The organism is Poseidonibacter lekithochrous (genome assembly GCF_018861145.1).
Taxonomy (GTDB): domain Bacteria; phylum Campylobacterota; class Campylobacteria; order Campylobacterales; family Arcobacteraceae; genus Poseidonibacter; species Poseidonibacter lekithochrous_A.
The window spans coordinates 116,355-134,119 of sequence record NZ_JAHKQT010000001.1 but is presented as its reverse complement, the minus strand read 5'-3'; the positions used below and the strand labels follow the sequence as shown (position 1 = coordinate 134,119).

19 protein-coding genes are annotated in these 17,765 nt (G+C 26.1%); 12 read left to right on the top strand and 7 right to left on the bottom strand.

Annotated elements, in window-relative coordinates; translation table 11 throughout:
• Nucleotides 1–93: 93 nt before the first annotated feature.
• The 5 genes from proV to KO488_RS00710 all read left to right on the top strand — a co-directional run bounded on the left by proV (nt 94) and on the right by KO488_RS00710 (nt 4,800).
• Nucleotides 94–1,308: a glycine betaine/L-proline ABC transporter ATP-binding protein ProV gene (proV, locus tag KO488_RS00730; RefSeq protein ID WP_216056851.1), complete on the top strand. Its 1,215-nt coding sequence runs from the start codon at nt 94–96 to the stop codon at nt 1,306–1,308.
• Complete coding sequence (gene proW / locus KO488_RS00725) at nt 1,301–2,329, top strand: glycine betaine/L-proline ABC transporter permease ProW (RefSeq protein ID WP_216056850.1); 1,029 nt, start codon at nt 1,301–1,303, stop codon at nt 2,327–2,329. The genes proV and proW overlap by 8 nt, the downstream gene beginning before the upstream one ends.
• Nucleotides 2,319–3,296: a glycine betaine/L-proline ABC transporter substrate-binding protein ProX gene (proX, locus tag KO488_RS00720; protein WP_216056849.1), complete on the top strand. Its 978-nt coding sequence runs from the start codon at nt 2,319–2,321 to the stop codon at nt 3,294–3,296. Before proW ends, proX begins: the two co-directional genes overlap by 11 nt.
• Before the next feature lie 85 nt (nt 3,297–3,381).
• Complete coding sequence (locus KO488_RS00715; protein WP_216056848.1) at nt 3,382–4,431, top strand: alcohol dehydrogenase family protein; 1,050 nt, start codon at nt 3,382–3,384, stop codon at nt 4,429–4,431.
• 30 nt (nt 4,432–4,461) lie between these two features.
• Entirely contained in the window at nt 4,462–4,800 is a 339-nt protein-coding gene (locus KO488_RS00710; RefSeq protein WP_216056847.1) for a MerR family transcriptional regulator, read from the top strand.
• Between the two features lie 29 nt (nt 4,801–4,829).
• Here the strand turns inward: KO488_RS00710 and KO488_RS00705 are convergent, their stop codons facing one another.
• A complete protein-coding gene (locus tag KO488_RS00705; protein ID WP_216056846.1) occupies nt 4,830–5,198 on the bottom strand; it encodes a DoxX family protein in 369 nt (122 codons plus the stop codon).
• Nucleotides 5,199–5,398: 200 nt separating this feature from the next.
• Between KO488_RS00705 and htpG the strand changes: the two genes are divergently transcribed.
• Nucleotides 5,399–7,312: a molecular chaperone HtpG gene (gene htpG, locus KO488_RS00700; protein ID WP_216056845.1), complete on the top strand. Its 1,914-nt coding sequence runs from the start codon at nt 5,399–5,401 to the stop codon at nt 7,310–7,312.
• 55 nt (nt 7,313–7,367) lie between these two features.
• On the opposite strand, the gene KO488_RS00695 is transcribed toward htpG, so the two are convergent.
• Nucleotides 7,368–7,604, bottom strand: a complete 237-nt coding sequence (locus KO488_RS00695; protein WP_216056844.1) for a hypothetical protein — start codon at nt 7,602–7,604, stop codon at nt 7,368–7,370.
• A gap of 174 nt (nt 7,605–7,778) precedes the next feature.
• Here KO488_RS00695 and KO488_RS00690 point away from each other — a divergent pair, with 174 nt between their 5' ends.
• From KO488_RS00690 to KO488_RS00680, 3 genes are read left to right on the top strand one after another with little or no spacing between them, the layout of a single operon-like run.
• Nucleotides 7,779–8,516, top strand: a complete 738-nt coding sequence (locus tag KO488_RS00690; RefSeq protein WP_216056843.1) for a sulfite exporter TauE/SafE family protein — start codon at nt 7,779–7,781, stop codon at nt 8,514–8,516.
• Between the two features lie 17 nt (nt 8,517–8,533).
• Nucleotides 8,534–9,352 carry a LysR family transcriptional regulator gene (locus KO488_RS00685; RefSeq protein ID WP_216056842.1) on the top strand — a complete coding sequence of 273 codons (819 nt, stop codon included), beginning with the start codon at nt 8,534–8,536 and terminating at the stop codon, nt 9,350–9,352.
• Nucleotides 9,353–9,396: 44 nt separating this feature from the next.
• Complete coding sequence (locus tag KO488_RS00680; RefSeq protein ID WP_216056841.1) at nt 9,397–9,795, top strand: hypothetical protein; 399 nt, start codon at nt 9,397–9,399, stop codon at nt 9,793–9,795.
• 6 nt (nt 9,796–9,801) lie between these two features.
• Here KO488_RS00680 and KO488_RS00675 read toward each other — a convergent pair whose 3' ends face one another.
• Nucleotides 9,802–10,266: a hypothetical protein gene (locus KO488_RS00675; protein ID WP_216056840.1), complete on the bottom strand. Its 465-nt coding sequence runs from the start codon at nt 10,264–10,266 to the stop codon at nt 9,802–9,804.
• 157 nt (nt 10,267–10,423) lie between these two features.
• Here KO488_RS00675 and KO488_RS00670 point away from each other — a divergent pair, with 157 nt between their 5' ends.
• A complete protein-coding gene (locus tag KO488_RS00670; protein WP_216056839.1) occupies nt 10,424–12,733 on the top strand; it encodes a methyl-accepting chemotaxis protein in 2,310 nt (769 codons plus the stop codon).
• 44 nt (nt 12,734–12,777) lie between these two features.
• On the opposite strand, the gene KO488_RS00665 is transcribed toward KO488_RS00670, so the two are convergent.
• Entirely contained in the window at nt 12,778–13,584 is an 807-nt protein-coding gene (locus tag KO488_RS00665; protein WP_216056838.1) for a DUF4197 domain-containing protein, read from the bottom strand.
• An 82-nt stretch (nt 13,585–13,666) separates the two neighbouring features.
• Between KO488_RS00665 and KO488_RS00660 the strand changes: the two genes are divergently transcribed.
• Complete coding sequence (locus KO488_RS00660) at nt 13,667–14,101, top strand: hypothetical protein (RefSeq protein WP_216056837.1); 435 nt, start codon at nt 13,667–13,669, stop codon at nt 14,099–14,101.
• A gap of 18 nt (nt 14,102–14,119) precedes the next feature.
• On the opposite strand, the gene KO488_RS00655 is transcribed toward KO488_RS00660, so the two are convergent.
• The gene (locus tag KO488_RS00655; RefSeq protein ID WP_216056836.1) at nt 14,120–14,743 is read right to left on the bottom strand and encodes a TIGR00730 family Rossman fold protein; all 624 of its coding nucleotides are present in this window, start codon (nt 14,741–14,743) and stop codon (nt 14,120–14,122) included.
• 105 nt (nt 14,744–14,848) lie between these two features.
• Between KO488_RS00655 and KO488_RS00650 the strand changes: the two genes are divergently transcribed.
• Entirely contained in the window at nt 14,849–15,580 is a 732-nt protein-coding gene (locus tag KO488_RS00650) for a 5-oxoprolinase subunit PxpA (protein WP_266099283.1), read from the top strand.
• A gap of 16 nt (nt 15,581–15,596) precedes the next feature.
• On the opposite strand, the gene KO488_RS00645 is transcribed toward KO488_RS00650, so the two are convergent.
• The gene (locus tag KO488_RS00645) at nt 15,597–16,391 is read right to left on the bottom strand and encodes a GGDEF domain-containing protein (protein WP_216056834.1); all 795 of its coding nucleotides are present in this window, start codon (nt 16,389–16,391) and stop codon (nt 15,597–15,599) included.
• On the bottom strand, nt 16,388–17,533 hold the full coding sequence (locus tag KO488_RS00640; protein ID WP_216056833.1) for an EAL domain-containing protein: 1,146 nt from the start codon (nt 17,531–17,533) through the stop codon (nt 16,388–16,390). Before KO488_RS00640 ends, KO488_RS00645 begins: the two co-directional genes overlap by 4 nt.
• Nucleotides 17,534–17,765 lie beyond the last annotated feature (232 nt).

Here is a 17,765-nt window from a genome sequence, read left to right as displayed (position 1 = left end):
TTACATCTTTTATGTAAAATATTTCATTAAATATATAAGATTTAATATAAAATTAAGTCTTATATGTAATAATATATGTAATTTAAGAAAAAAATGGAGTCAAAAATCGATATTGTAAATAAAAAACTTATAGTAAAAAATGTTTTTAAAGTATTTGGAGAGAATCCAAAGAAGGCTTTAAAAATGTTAAAGAATGGAGAAAGTAAAGAAGAAATTTTTACTAAAACAGGTATGACTATTGGTGTTCAAGATGCTAGTTTTGAAATCAATGAAGGTGAAATATTTGTAATTATGGGCTTATCCGGTTCTGGTAAATCAACGCTAGTAAGACTTTTAAATAGACTAATCGAACCAACAACTGGACAAATATTTATCGATCAAACAGATGTAACTACTTTAAGTGATAAAGAACTTATTGAAATTAGAAGAAAAAAAATATCAATGGTTTTCCAATCTTTTGCGTTAATGCCACATATGAATATCATTGATAATGTATCTTTTGGATTAGAATTAAGTGGAATAGAAAAAGCTAAAAGATATGAAGCTGCACAAAAAGCATTAGAACAAGTAGGCCTTGAGCATCACGCAAAATCATATCCTGATGAATTAAGTGGTGGTATGCAGCAAAGAGTTGGTTTAGCACGTGCTCTAGCTAATGATCCTGATATTATGTTAATGGATGAAGCATTCTCCGCATTAGATCCGTTAATTAGAACTGAAATGCAAGATGAACTAGTTCAACTTCAAGAAAAAGAAAAAAGAACTATTGTTTTTATTTCTCATGATTTAGATGAAGCAATTAGAATAGGGGATAGAATTGCAATTATGCAAAATGGTGAAGTAGTTCAAATTGGAACTCCTGAAGAGATTATTAATGAGCCTGCAAATGATTATGTAAAATCATTTTTTAAAGGAGTGGATGTAACTTCTGTATTAAATGCTTCTCATATTGTAAAAAAAGTTCACTCTACTATTATAAATAAAGAAAGTACTGGTATCAAATCAGCACTTCAATATATTTCAGATTTTGATCAAGATTATGCATATTTTATAGAGAAGAATGGTAAATATTTAGGAATATTAACTTTAGAATCTTTAAAAGAACAGAAAAAATTAGGTGGCTCAATACATAATGCAATTATTGATGAGCAGCCAATTAATGATAATTTGCAAATTGGTGATTTTATTTCTGATATTGCAAATCATATTTATCCTACAGCTGTTGTAGATGATGATGGTAAGTATAAAGGTACAATCTCGAAAAGTAGATTATTAAAAGTATTTGATGAAGGAGTTGATAATGAGTAATGATCCTTGGGGAAATGCATCAACTGCACAAGAAAATAAAGAATCAACAGTAGATTGGACGCAAGAAGCAGCAACTGTTCACGTTGAAGAAGTAAAAGAATTTGATATATTAAATCCTTTTGAAAATGTACTTATTCCTTTTGATTCTTGGACAAATACGGGAATTGATTGGTTAGTTGAAAACTTCAGAGATGTATTTTTAGCTGCAAAGGCGCCAATTGATATTGTTTTAAAATCAATTGAGAGTTTTTTATTGTATTTAAATCCTTATGTAGTGATTTTATTTTTTGTTTTATTAGCCCTTCAGTTTTCAAGTAAAAAACTAGCTTTTGGAACATTGATTTCATTCTTTATTATTGGATTTATAGGGGCATGGGAAGAATCAATGATTACTTTATCCTTGGTTATTACAGCTGTTCTATTTTCAATTATAATAGGTCTACCTCTTGGTATTTGGAGTGCGAAGAGCGATACAGCTGATAAAATATTAAGACCGATTCTTGATGGTATGCAAACAACACCAGCTTTTGTATATTTAATTCCTATTGTTATGTTATTTGGTATTGGAAATGTTCCAGGAGTTATTGTAACTATTATTTTTGCACTTCCTCCACTTATTAGACTTACAAATTTAGGAATTAGACAAGTACCTGAAGATTTAATTGAAGCATCAAGATCATTTGGAGCTAGTTCTTCTCAAATGTTATGGAAAGTTCAAATTCCTGTAGCTATGCCTACAATTATGGCAGGTGTGAATCAGACATTAATGCTGTCACTTTCAATGGTTGTTATTGCTTCAATGATTGCAGTAGGTGGATTAGGGCAAATGGTTCTTCGAGGAATTGGGAGACTTGACATTGGCTTAGCAGCTGTTGGTGGATTAGGAATAGTTTTACTTGCTATTGTTTTAGATAGATTAACGCAAGAAATGGGTAAAAAAGATAAAAATGATAAAACTAAATGGTATGAAAAAGGACCTATAGGTTTTATTACAAATTCAAGGAGAAAAAATGTTAAATAAAAAAAGTATATTAAGTATAGTTGCGTCACTAGCACTAACTACAAGTGTATTTGGTGCAAAAGTTACAGCACTAACTAGTGGTATTGCAGAAGAAATGTTTCAAACATTAGTTGTTAATGAATTATTGAAAAAAATGGGACATGAAATTGAGGGTGTTAAAGATGTAAATTATGATATTGCATACCAAACAATAGCAAGTAATGCGGATAGTGAAGATGTATACTTTTTAGCTTCTGTATGGGATCCTTTACATAAAGAAAAAATTGCTGCTCTAGGAGGAGATAAAAAAATTCTTATATCTTCTAACTTTATCTCAAATTGTGCTCAAGGATATTTAATAGATAAAAAAACTGCAGATAAATATAATATTAAATATTACAATGATTTAAAAAAACCAGAAATAGCAAAATTATTTGATTTAAATGGAAATGGAAAAGCTGACTTAACTGGATGTAATGCAGGTTGGGGATGTGAAAAAGTTATTGAACATCAATTAGATGCATATGGTATGAGAGATTCTGTTGAACATATTCAAGGTGAATATTCTGCATTAATCGCAAATACTCTTGCAAATTATAAAACTGGAAAACCAATTCTTTATTATACATGGACTCCTTATTGGGTAAGTGGTAAATTAGTTCCTGGAAAAGATGTGACATTTTTACAAGTAACACATTCAGCTAATCCAAGCACTACTTCTACAAAGTTAGCAAATGGTGCAGATTATGGATTTAATATTAATAATCAAAAAATTGCAACAAATATGAGTGTAAAAACAAAACATAAAGATATTGCAAAATTATTTGATATTGTTGAAATTGATGTAAATGATATTAGTGGTCAAAATATGCTTATGACAAATGGTCAAAATAAACAAAAAGATATTAAAAGACATGTTCAAAAATGGCTAGAAACAAATAAAACTAAAGTTGATTCTTGGATCAAAGCAGCAAACGCAGCTAAATAATTACTTCATAAAACAAGAGTTTTTATAAACTCTTGTTTTATACTTACAATATAAATTCTTAAATAAAAACTTCTAAAGAGCAAAGATGAAAACAATTCCTAATAAAATGAACGCTATAATTCTAAAAGCAAATGGTGACTATGATCAACTTGAATTTGTTAAAGACTATAAAACTCCAATTCCAAAAGATAATGAAGTCTTAATTCAAGTAAAAGCAGCAGGTGTTAATAATACGGATATTAATACAAGAATTGCTTGGTATTCAAAAAAAGATAATAGTTCAGATGATGCCTCTTGGTCGGGAGAGAGTTTAAAGTTCCCTATGATTCAAGGTGCTGATGTTTGTGGATATATTGTGGGGGTTGGGAAAAGTGTCAATTCCTCAAGAATTGGACAAAGAGTAATAGTTGAACCATGCATACAAAAGGTAAATGCCGTGCAATTAGAAAATCCATGGTATTTTGGTAGTGAATGTGATGGTGGATTTAGTCAGTTTACTGTTGTATCAAATGAACATGCTTATGAAATAAAGAGTGATTATAGTGATATTGAATTGGCATCATTCCCTTGCTCTTATTCAACAGCTGAAAACTTACTAACACGTTCAAATGTAAATGAAAATGATATTGTATTAGTTTCAGGAGCTTCAGGTGGTGTTGGAAGCGCTGCAGTTCAATTAGCATGTGCAAGAGGCGCTAAAGTTATTGCTATAACATCACCTTCTAAATTTGAAGCTATAAAAGCTTTAGGTGCTACAAAGGTAGTTTCTAGAAATGATGATTTAATAGAAGTTTTAGGTAAAAATAGTGTTACAGTTGTAATTGATTTAGTTGCAGGTAAAAAATGGAATGAATTTTTAGAAGTTTTAAAACCTTCTGGAAGATATGCAGTTTCAGGTGCAATTGCAGGAGCTATTGTTGAGCTTGATATTAGAACATTATATTTAAAAGATTTATCATTTTTTGGATGTACAATACTTGAAAATGAAGTATTCTTAAACTTAATAAAAAGAATTGAAGAAAAAGAGATTAAACCTTTAGTTGCTAAAACATTTGAACTTAAAAATATTGTTGAAGCTCAAAAAGAATTTTTAAGTAAAAAACATGTTGGAAAGATTGTTTTAAAAGTAGATTAGTAAATTAAAAAAACATTTAAAAGGAAAAAATTGGCTTTATTAGATAACACAAAAGATGTAATCCCTTTAAGTAGTATTGCAGAACTTTTAACTTCAAAGGTTCGAACACTTAAAATGTATGAAGAAAAAGGCTTACTTCCTTTAAAAAAAGAGACTAAAAAACTATACTCTATTGATGATATACAAATAATTTCATTTGTGCATTATTTAGCAAGTGTAAAAAAAATAAATGCAAATGGTATAAAGTATATTATTGAAATGCTAAACAATAATATGGATGAAAAAAATAGAAGAGATTTCTTAGATTTAGTTGAAATAAAACTAGAAAAACTATCTGGAAAAGAAGTTACAGACGTAGAAAGTATGTAACTTAGACTTTAAAAGATAGATTTTATACTCTATTCTTTTAATTTATATGAAATAGATAATATCCCTAACATAACTAATGGAACAATTATTTTTACAAATTCATCATTTACACTAAAATGAGAAAAAGATGCAAAAATAAAATCAATTGTAAAACCAGCATAAACTACATCCTTTAGTTTATTATATGCTTTTGGTAAAAATAATCCAATTGCACCTAATATTTTAAAGACTCCTAGTAAAGTAAAGAAATACAAAGGATAACCTAGATGTAAAGCTGTATCAATAACATTTTGAGGTTGAATAATATCAACTACACCACCAATGATTCCTACAAATATTGCAATAAATCCTGTTGTTAAAAGAAAATAAATCTTTTTGTTAAATAGTTTTTTAATCATGTTAAATCCTTAATATATAAATAGATTATAATATTTTTTTGTTTACTCCTTGTGTACTTTTTTATTTTAATTAAAGCTTTTAAAGTATAAAATTAGCACTTGAAGTACAAAAGTGCTAATCATTATCTAAACTTTAGCTTCCTTTTATAAAGTTGTGATAAAATTACAATAAATAATATTAAAAAATACAGGAGATTTTTATGGCAAAACATCAATTTCAAACAGAAGTAGGTCAACTTTTACAATTAATGACTCACTCATTATATTCAAATAAAGAAATTTTTATTAGAGAATTAGTATCAAATGCAAGTGATGCAATTGATAAATTAAATTACTTAAAACTAACAGACGAAAAAATCAAAGCAGCATTACCTGAAGATTGGGCTGGGCAAGTTACAATTACTTTTGATGAAGAAGATAAATCATTAACTATTATTGATAATGGTATTGGTATGAATGAAGAAGATTTAATTGCTTCTATTGGTACAATTGCAAAATCAGGAACTAAATCATTTGTTGAAGCAATGACAGGTGATGCTAAAAAAGATTCAAATTTAATTGGTCAATTTGGAGTTGGATTCTATTCAGTATTTATGGTTGCATCTCATGTTGATGTAATTTCAAAAAAAGCTGGTGAAGATACAGGATATAAGTGGTCAAGTGATGGTACAGGTGAATTTGAATTAGCACCTTGTATTAAAGAATCTTCAGGAACAGTGATTTACATCAAATTAAAAGATGAAGAAGCTGAAGAGTTTGCAAGTAAAGAAAGAATCAAAAATATTGTTGGAAAATATTCTAACCATATTGCCTACCCAATTTTTCTTTCTTACAAAGAAGAAGTTACTGAAACTTTAAGCGAAGAAGATGAAAAAGCTGGAAAAGAAGCTAAAAAAACTATTGAAGATAGAAATGAAAAAATCAATGAAGCAACTGCTTTATGGATGCAACCAAAAGCTAAATTAAAAGATGATGAGTATAATGATTTCTATAAATCAATCTCTCATGATTCTCAAGATCCAATGGCTGTAATTCATACAAAAGCTGAAGGTGTTAATGAATATACTACGCTTTTCTATATCCCTACAACTGCTCCAATGGATATGTATAGAGCTGATTACCAACCAGGTGTTAAACTTTATGTTAAGAGAGTATTTATTACAGATTCTGAAAAAGAATTATTACCAACTTACTTAAGATTTGTTAGAGGTATTATTGATTCTGAAGATTTACCATTAAACGTTTCTCGTGAAATTTTACAAGAAAACAGAGTTATGGCAAATATTAAACAAGCATCTGTAAAAAAGATTTTAAATGAAATCAAAAAAATGTCAAAAGATGAAGAAAAATATGCTGCCTTTGTTGAACAATATAATAGAGCGTTAAAAGAAGGTGCTTACCAAGATTTTACTAATAAAGAAGCTATTTTAGAATTAATTAGATTTAAATCCTCAAAAGCAGAAGCAGGAAAAATGACTTCATTAAAAGCTTATAAAGAAGCTGCAGATACAGAACAAAAAGCTATTTACTACATCGTTGGTGAAAATGAAAATGTTCTTAAAAATTCTCCATTATTAGAAGCATATAAGAAAAATGATATCGAAGTTCTTATCCTAGATGATAAAGAAATTGATGAAATTATTACTCCTATGTATGGTGCTTACCAAGAGTGGGAATTCAAAGATATTACTTCTTGTGAAGCTCCAAAGGTAGAACAAAGTGATGAAGATAAAAAAGAAGTAGAAGCTAAGTTTGAAGATATCACTAAAAAAATCAAAGAAATTTTAGGTGAATCAGTTTCAGATGTTAGAGTTACAAATAGGTTAAGTGAATCTCCATCTTGTGTTGTTAAAGACGCAGGTGATGCACAAATGGCTCAAATGGCACAAATGATGAAAGCAATGGGACAAGCGATGCCTGATTCTGCACCTATTTTAGAAATTAACCCTGATCATGAAATCGTTACAAAATTAAACGGTTTAGCTGATGACTCATTAGTATCAGATGTTTCATGGGTACTATTAGATCAAGCAAAATTATCTGAAGGTATGGAAATTACTGATGCAGTAGCATTTGCACAGAGATTAAATAGAATAACTGCAAAAGCTTTATAAAATAAATTAACTATTTGCACGCATCTTCAGCGTTGCAAATAGTTTTTTATTAAATTTATTTTTGATTATAATTATTTATAATATTAGGTTCTCTTTTAGCAAGTAGTTTTAATATTGGTGCTTCAGTCATATCTCTTTTTTTACTTCTTAATTCAAATTTCGCTTCATAATCTCCACTTGGACAAGCTAAAATACTTGTTTTTTCAGTTAATTTTGTTTCTTTACATTGATTTATTTGAGCTGCAAATAAAAAACTACTCATCATTATTATAAAAATTAAAACTTTTTTCATATTATTGCCTTTTAATATATTTTACCCATATAGGAACTAAAAGTATCATATCTTAATTATCTTTTTTATTAAATAAAGAAGAGTATATTATATATTTTATAATCTTTCTGCTATAATCTTTAGTAATGCCTTTGGGTATTACACATAGTTATATGTAATATTAAAGGTAGTCATATGGAAACAGATTTTTTAATAGTTTTCTCACTTGTTGTTTTTATTTCCTCTTTAATTCATGGAAGTATTGGTTTTGGTTTTGGACTTATTAGTACTCCTACAATTGCAATGTTTACTGATATTCAAACTACAATTACTTATATTCTTGTTCCAACTATGATTGTAAATCTTGTTAGTATTTTAAGTGAAGGTAGGTTTTTTGAGGCTTTAAAAAAGTTTTGGTTTATAATTTTACTAATGGTTATTGGTTCTTGTCTTGGTACAGTACTACTTATTTATTTTAAATCTGAGTATTTTAAACTTCTTTTAGCGCTTATTATTTTTATGTATCTTCTCCAATCTATTGTGAAATTGCGAGCAAGTTTTATTCATAATTATCCAAAGTCTTCTACTTATGGTCTAGGAATTATTGGAGGTATTATATCAGGTCTTACAAATGTTGTAGCACCTCTTACTATTATTTATACTTTAGAGTTAAAGTACTCTAAAAAAGATACGATACAGTTATCTAATCTTTGTTTTTTATTTTCAAAAGTAGGGCAGATAATTGTATTTGTTTATTTTGGTGTATTTACATCCACGGCTGTTGAATTATCAGCTATTAGTTTTATAATTGTAGGTATTGGCTTATACTTTGGTCTTATAATTAAGAAGAAAATTGATGCAAGGTTTTATGTGAAAATATTAAAAGTTTTACTTTTTATAATAGCTTGTATTTTAGTTATTGATACTATTTAGTTTAAAAAGGATATATTTTGGATACAAATTTATTAAAGGTTTTTATTACTGTTGCTAAGAGCAAGAGTATTTCTGCTGCTGCTAAAGAGTTAGAGTTTACACAATCAAATGTGACATTAAGAATCAAACAACTTGAAAAAAATCTAGATTATTTTTTATTCCACCGTACAAACAGAGGGGTAGTTCTAAGTAGTGAAGGTGAAAAGCTATATCCTTATGCGATTGATATTATAAAGAAAGTTGAAGAAGCTACCCTTCAGTTAAGAAATATAAATTATCAAGAAGTACTAAAAATAGGTTCTACTCAAACTTTTACTACAAGTAATCTAATACCATTTATTGAGCAATTAAGTGAAGACTTTAAAGAAATGAAATTAGAATTCAATGTAGATAGTAGTTTGAATTTAATAGATAAATTATTAGATTATAAAATAGATATTGCTTTTATAAATGGAAATCCTCACAATAAATATTTAGAAATTTTAAATATCTTTGATGAGAAAATGGTACTTGTTGAGCCAAAGAAGAAACAAATTGGAAATAGTGTTTTTGTTTTTAAGAAAACTTGTGCAAATGCTATTTTTTTAGAAAAATATATTAAAGAAAATAGAGAAGAAAGTTACAAAACTGTTGCTCTTGAAAACTATGAGTTAATTTTAGGATGTGTAAAAGCTGGATATGGTGTAACTCTTCTTTCTCCTAAAGTAATAGAAAAGTTTGGATATTCAGACTCTGTAGAAATAACTTCTATCGAGAATTATTTAGATACTCATCTTGTATGTAGAAAAGATTACTTGCCTAAGATTCATGAATATTTAAGGAATATTACTTTATAAAGTTATCATAAAAAGAAAAGATAAATAAAATATGAAAGTTTTAAATGTATGATTGCGATATTGTTTATATAAAAGGAAATCAATCTTCAGGTCTTCCTCTTCAGCATGAAGAGATTAATAAATCAATCACCGATTTATTAGTTTCCTATACTTTTAAAACTGTTGATTCAAATATGACAAATAAGAATTTTGATATTCCAAGTGCTAAAGTTTATATTGGTTTTTCTCGTGGTTCACGATATTTGAAGAAACTTAATAAATCATCACTTCTTATATCTATTGGTGGAATATCTGGCTCTGGAATTAATGCTTTTATTAATCCTTTAGATAAAATACTTCAAGGTGATATCTCTGAAGATTCTATGAATGCCCACTTTTTAATACTTAACTCTGACAAAATTAAAATCAAAAGACTTATTAACGAATATCTAAATAATAAATAGAATAATTTATTTTTTTTCTAAGTCTAATAAAGAATTCATTATAGCATCTGCAATTTCGTTTGTTATTATATTTTCCCATTTTGTTATTTGATTTTTTTCATTTTCTTTACAAATATCAAGTACTAAGTCATTGAAAAACAAATTATCATTTATCTTATTTATAGTATTCTCTATATCAAGCTCTTTATTTTTTACAGCTTGAATATTTTCATTTGCAAAGTATTGTACAGCATCCATTGCACTTTGTTTTTGTAGTTCTATATTAAAAATTGATTCTAAATTTTTTTCATTTTCTAAATCTTTTATTAATTCATAAATAGAACCTAGTGCATATTCAAGTTTAATATCAGAGTCAATTTTTTTTGTATTTGTAGCACTTACTAAGATACCAAGAGCTACTTGATAATATGTTTCATATTTTGCTAGATTATTTATTATAGTTACTTTTGAGAAGTATTTATTTATATCCATATATTTATTCCATTGTTTTTTCAAATTATACCAAATAAGTCTTGTTTAAAAAAACTTCTAATAATATTATAAATGATAATAATTATTTTACCTTAAAATAAGGCAATAAGTAATAAAATAACTAAAAAGTAATAAAAATAAAAAACTAAGGTTTAGAATGTTTAAAAATATAACTATAAAATTAAAGTTAATACTATTATTATTAGTTTCTGTGCTTTTTTTAGCAATATCACTTTCAAGTTTTTCTTCATATATAATTAAAGATACTTTAGTAGAAAATAGTTTTGATTCCTTAACTAATGTAAGAGATTCAAAACACAAACAATTGAGTAAATTTTTTGAAGAAAGAAGAGCAGATATCGAAACTCTTGCTTTAAGTATCGATACAAAAAGTTTTGTTAAAAAACTAAATAATACTTACGATGAATTATCTATAAAAGCTAGAGATAAATTTCCTGTAAAGAACAAACAATTCATAAACAAAATAAAATCACATGAAGAATATTTCAATAACTACTTAAAAAACTATGGTTATTATGATATCTTTTTAATTAACAATGATTATGGCCATGTGATGTATTCAGTTGCAAAAGAGTCTGATTATGGAGAGAATCTTTTATATGGTCAATTAAAAGATAGTGGATTAGCTGAAGTTTTTAATAAAGTTAAGAAAAATAAAAAAGTATCATTCGTAGATATGAAACCATATGCTCCAAGTGCAAATGCACCAGCAATATTTGTTGGAACACCTATATATATTGATGGCAATATAAAATCAATATTAGTTTTTCAAATATCGGATAAAGCAATAAATGATATTATGCAATTTAGAAAAGGCTATGGAGTAAGTCAAGAAGATTATTTAGTAGGTTCTGATAAGCTGATGAGAAGTGATAGCTTTTTAGATACTAAAAATCATTCTTTAAAAGCATCTTTTGCAAATCCTAGTTTAGGAAAAGTTGAAACAAAAGCTTCCCTAAATGCACTAAAAGGTAAGTCAAATACAGAGATTATTATAGATTATAATGGAAATCCTGTGCTGTCTTCTTATACATCTATTAATATTGATGACTCTATTAAATGGGCATTAATTTCTGAAATTGATGAATCAGAGATTTTAATAGTTCCACATAATATTCGTAATATTACAATTCTAATTTCAATAATAATGCTTGTTTTAATAACATTAATTGCAATTTATGTTATTAATAAAAGTATAGTTACTCCACTTAATGCATTACAAGATGGTTTATTGTCATTTTTTAAATATCTTAATAGAGAAACAAATCATATTAAGGCTATAGAAGTTCGAGCGAATGATGAAATTGGTATTATGAGTAATGTTATTAATGAAAACATTGATAATATTAAAGAAGGCATCGTAGTTGATAATGAATTATTAATAAATGCAAAAGAAGTTTTAACTATGGTTAAAAAAGGATCTTACTCAAAACAAATTGAAAAATCAACATCAAATGAGAGTTTAGAAAGTCTTAAAAATGATGTAAATGATATGATTAAAGTAACAAGTGAAAACTTTAATATAGTTAATATAATTTTAAAAGAATATTCTAATTATAACTATCTTAATGAGTTAAAAGTTGAAAATATTGAAAAAGGTGAAGTATTTGATCAACTTGTAAGTGATATCAATAATTTAAGAGCAGCTATTACTCAAATGCTTACGGTTAACAAGAAAAATGGTTTAGTGATTAATGATTCATCTGATATTTTATTATCAAATGTAGATATGTTAAATAAATCATCAAATGATGCCGCAGCTTCATTAGAAGAAACAGCTGCTGCTCTTGAAGAAATTACAGGTAATATAACATCAACAACAGAAAAGATTGCAGAAATGTCTAGTTTTGCTTCTCATGTAACACATTCAGCTTCAGAGGGCGCAAAATTAGCTAGCAAAACTACTTTAGCAATGGATGAAATAAATGCTCAAGTAACTTCAATTAATGAAGCAATTACAATAATAGACCAAATTGCATTTCAGACAAATATTCTTTCATTAAATGCTGCAGTTGAAGCTGCAACTGCTGGAGAAGCAGGCAAAGGTTTTGCTGTAGTTGCAGCAGAGGTAAGAAATCTAGCAAATAGAAGTGCAGATGCTGCAAATGAGATAAAAGAACTTGTAGGAAATGCAAATACAAAAGCAAATGAAGGTAAAATTATCTCTGATAATATGATTAAAGGATATACAAGTTTAAATGAGAATATTAATAAAACAATTGAACTTATTTCTGATGTTAAGAATTCTTCAAGAGAACAACAACTAGGAATAATACAAATTAATGATGCAATTAATTCTTTAGATCAACAAACACAAAAGAATGCAGTAGTTGCAAGTAAAACTAAAGATATAGCAACTCAAACATCTTCTATTGCAGTTTCTATTGTTTCAAGTGCAAATGAAAAAGAATTTGAAGGTAAAGATAATATTGACGCTAAAACTTAATTCTAAAATTTTAGATTTAAGTTTTAGTAATTAAAAGTTCGAAATTAGTCTCCAAATACTTGTTTTAAAAGTGAAGTAGTTTGAGCTACAGGATTTGTTCTAATTTCAGCTTCTTTTTGCGCAATCATTGTAAATAATCCACCAATTGCTTTATCTGTTACATAATCATCTATTGATTGATCTGAACTTCCTGGTAAATAAGAATCAACACCAAAGTTTTTTGCTATATCCATAACACCAGAATTATCAACTATACTTTTTGCATTATTTTTATAAAAATTATTTGCCATATCATAATATGAAGCTACTTGATTTTCTTTCATTGTATCTTGAATAATAGGTGCAATCATTTTCTTTAAAGAGTCTGTTGTATTTGTTTTAAAGTAATTTGTAGCTGCATCTTTATCTCCAGCTAATATATTTTGAGCATCTTCTAATGACATTTTATCAATTGCATCTACAAAGATCTCTGCTGTTTTAGGAGCTGCTGTTGTTGCTGCTTTATTCATAGAATTGATTAAATTATCAGCCATTTCATCTCCTCCTGCACTTCTTAAAAGTGTTTCTACTTTTGCTAAGTTATCTGGTAATGGAATTTTTACTAGTGAATTACTTAAATATCCATTGCTTGACCCTAACTCTTTTACAGCATAGTTTACTCCAACTTTTAAAGCTTCTTTTAGGCCATTTGTTACTGTTGAATCACTAAGGTTTGTATTAGTATTTGTCTTTATCTTTTCTGTTGAATTTGTAACAGTATCCATAACACCTTTTGCAATACTTCCTAAATCAAATGCGTATGTTAAACTTGAAGTTAATATCAAAGATGCAACTATTGTACTTTTTTTCATAATTATTCCTATTTATATTTTTGTTTTATTTTAACATTATATAATGAAATAATGAAACAATTGTGAAAAGGTAATATTAAAAATGATTAATAAAATTTCTGATTATTTATATAGTTTTAAAAATAAAGTTTTAGAAGCAGATATGATAGTTAAAACTTGTGAAGAAGAAATCTCAAAGTATTCTATTTATTTAGAAGAAAAGGGTTTAAAAAAAGATTACGAAGATAACTTTTTTACTATCTTAGGTTACACATATAGATTAGATGATAATAAACAAAGATTGTTTTACACTTTTCAAGAGGCTATTTATGCAATTGATTTAGATAAATTAATGAGAAATGAGGACTCTTTAAAACTAAATAGTATTGTTTATACTTTAGTTCTTAATTCAATAATTAAAGAGTATAAAACATCAGTGATTAATGAAGTGGAAAAAATAAAAGCACTTGATACTTATAAAATAGTTCAGCAAAGACAAGCAAAAGAGAATCAAAAATACCATATGTATCAAAATTAAAAAGAGAAGATACATAAACTATTTAAATAGTTTATGTATCTGTTTTTCTATTAATTTAATATCATCTGTTAGTGTAAAAATATCTAAATCTTCTTTTTCAATCATCTTGTTTTGACATAATGATTTTTTTAAAAATTTGATTAAGTGATTCCAGTAATTACTTCCTATAAGAAATATTTTTATTCCATTTAATTTTTTTGTTTGAATTAAAGTTATTACTTCAAATAATTCATCCAATGTTCCAAAACCACCAGGAAAAACAACAATAGCTTTAGAATATTTAACAAGCATATATTTTCTTGCAAAAAAGTAATTTAAAGTTAAACTTTTTGTTGTGTATGGATTTGGGTGTTGTTCTTTTGGAAGTAGAATATTTAGTCCAATTGATTCAGCTTTTTTAGCTTCATAAGCACCTTTATTAGCAGCACTCATAATTCCACCACCTCCACCTGTAATAATATTTATTTCTTTTTTTGCAAGTTTCTTCGCTAATTTTTTAGCGAGAATTGCATATTTGTCATCTTCTTCAACTCGAGCACTTCCAAATATAGTCACATTTTTTTTTAAATTTTTTAATATTTTTTTACTATATTTAAAGTCTTTTATAATCTTTTCGTTATAAATTATTTCATTTTTATACATTTATATTCCTTTTACATATTATAGACTTAATTGCATTAAAATGAAAGTTTAATATTCTATATAATATATGGTAAAATAAAATTATATTTTATGCAAGGTAAAAAGATGAATATTAAATTAAACTGTGATATTGGTGAAAGTTTTGGTATTTGGAAAAGAGGACAAGATAAAGAAGTTATATCTTTTATTGATATGGCTAATTTAGCTTGCGGATTTCATGCAAGTGATTCTGTAACTATGAATAGATCTGTAGCTTTAGCAAAAGAACATAATATAACAATAGGTGCCCATCCTTCTTATCAAGATTTAGTAGGTTTTGGTAGACGTTCTATACTTTGTTCACTCGAAGAAATTAAATCAATAGTTCTATATCAATTAGGAGCATTAAGTGCTTTTTGTAAATCTCATGGTACTTCTATTTCTTATGTAAAACCTCATGGAGCTTTGTATTCAGATATGATGAAAGATGAAAATATTTTTAAAGCAGTTTTAAATGCAATTTCTTCTTTTGACAAAAATATTAAACTTATGGTTTTGTCAACTCTTAATAATGAAGCAAATAAACATACCGCTTTACTTTATGGAATAAACTTGATTTTTGAGGTATTTGCACAGCGAAACTATAATGATAATGGAACTTTAGTTTCTCAAGCACATGCAAATGCAATGATTGAAGATGAACTTGAAGTTGCTCAGAGAATTATGATATTAAAAGATAAAGGGTATATAGAAAGTATAAATCAAGAAAAACTTTTTTTAGAAGTAAATAGTATTTGTATTGATAACAATAGAGAAAATATCTTAGAATTTATAAAGTTACTTAGAAAAGTTTTATAATAAAGTTATTTTATTCTTATTTTATAAGATGAAATAACTGCTCAAATATTTCTTTAGAGTCTTCACTTTCTTTATATTTACTAATTGAATATTTATAATCAGCTTTTAAGATTAATCCCGATTTACTTTTTAATGTAGTATTTGCTAATAATTGTTTTATATTAAAAATTAAATCAGATACTTCTTTCTCTTTCTTATCTTCAATAAAAATAAGAAATTGACTATCAAAAAATCTTGCAATTTTGGAATTAATATTTTCATCTTTTAAATTTTCTTGTAAAAAATTATAGATAAATATGATTAAATTATTAGCAAGTAAAGTTCCATATTCAATATTAATATATTTAAAGTCTACGATATCGATTAATACACAAATACCACTTTTTTTAAACTTTGCTTTTTTATCTAAGAACTTGTTATAAATCCATTTTCTATTATTACTTGAGGTTAAGTCGTCAATAAATAATTGATGATTTAAAACTTCTACTTCTTTTTCTAGTTTTATCATTTGGGAATAAATATCTGTTAGAGTATCGATATCTTTATTTAGTAGTGCTGTTTGTGTATTTTTAATAGTGTTTTTTATTAGTGAAGCATTCTTTTCAATTTCATTCATATATTTTTCAATAATATTAAAATCTTCAATTAACATATTATTTAGTTCATTTGAAAATGATGTATCATGTAAATTTATATTTACAGTTCTAGCATTTTTATTAAATTTTTCAAAATAAATAGATGGCATGATTACATCTTTATTTAAAAGTTCATTTATTGTGATATCTGTAACTTTTTTAAGTTGATTTTTCATTTTTGCTCTCCTAAAATATCTTCAATTTTTAAAGGTTTACTAATATAGTATCCTTGTGAGTAATCAATGCCAATAGCTTTAACATATCTTAATATTTTTAAATCACTAACAAATTCTGCAACTATTAAAATCTCCTGTTGTTTACAAAATTGAACAATACTTTTAATTAGGTTTAAATAAATTTCTTCATCAATTTTTTTAATTAAAGAACCATCAATTTTTATATAATCAACATTTAAATTAAGAATATATTCATAGTTTGAAAAACCAGTACCAAAATCATCAATTGCAATTTTTACATCATATTTTTTTACTTCACTAATAAAATCATTTACGATATTGTAGTTAGCAATCTTTTCACTCTCTAAAATTTCAATTGTTAAATAAGGTCCAATATTGTTTTTTCTAATCTTTGATACTAAAGATCTTTTAATATTTGGGTTTAAGATATCTGTATAATCAAGATTAATACTAATATGTAGTTTATATTTATTTATATAGTTAACTATTTTATCTATTAAAAGTTCCATTAATTTTGTGTATAGACGGCATTTCTTTGATTTATGAATAAAAATATTAGGTAATAATATATTGCCTTCTTTATCATACAATCTCATGAGCGCTTCATATTTAACAATAACATCAGTTTTATTATCTCTTATTGCTTGAAAATATGGCTCAACTAAATTATTTTCAATATTATAATTTAATATCTCTAGTAAATCTTCACTTATTGCTTCATTTTTATAAAGATAGGCATCATAATACATATAATGTACAAAGTTTACTTTTGCTTTATGAAGAGCTTTTTCAGCATAAATTACGATTAATTGATCATCACTTTTTGAACAACCAATTGTTATATCAATATTTATTGAAGCTTTATTATTTTGTATTTTAAATGGATTGTTAATTACATGTTCAAAAATCAGATTTTTAATCTCAAGAACTTCATCTATTTTAAAATCATCATAAATCAATAATTGAAAAACATCTGCATGAGTATTTGTTAATTCTATTAGAACTTTTTTATTTATTTTTTTTCTAATTAATCTAATTATTTCAGTTTCAAGTAGTTTTTTTAATTGTTTAATAACCCAATCGCCATTTTCAAAACTGTAAATAGCATTTATATCTTTCATATTTAAGATATCTATTAAAAAAAGTGTTTTCATATTATTTTTATTAAAAAATTTATAGATGTAATTTTGGAATAACAATATAAAACCTTTGTATAAATAGTTTGAATACAAAGATTATATATAATTAAACTTTAAGAATTGTAAAATAAAGATTATTTTTTGAGAATTTTGGATATTTGTTCAAAAAAGTGTAGTAAAATTCCTTATTTAATACTATTTTCGATAAAATCGC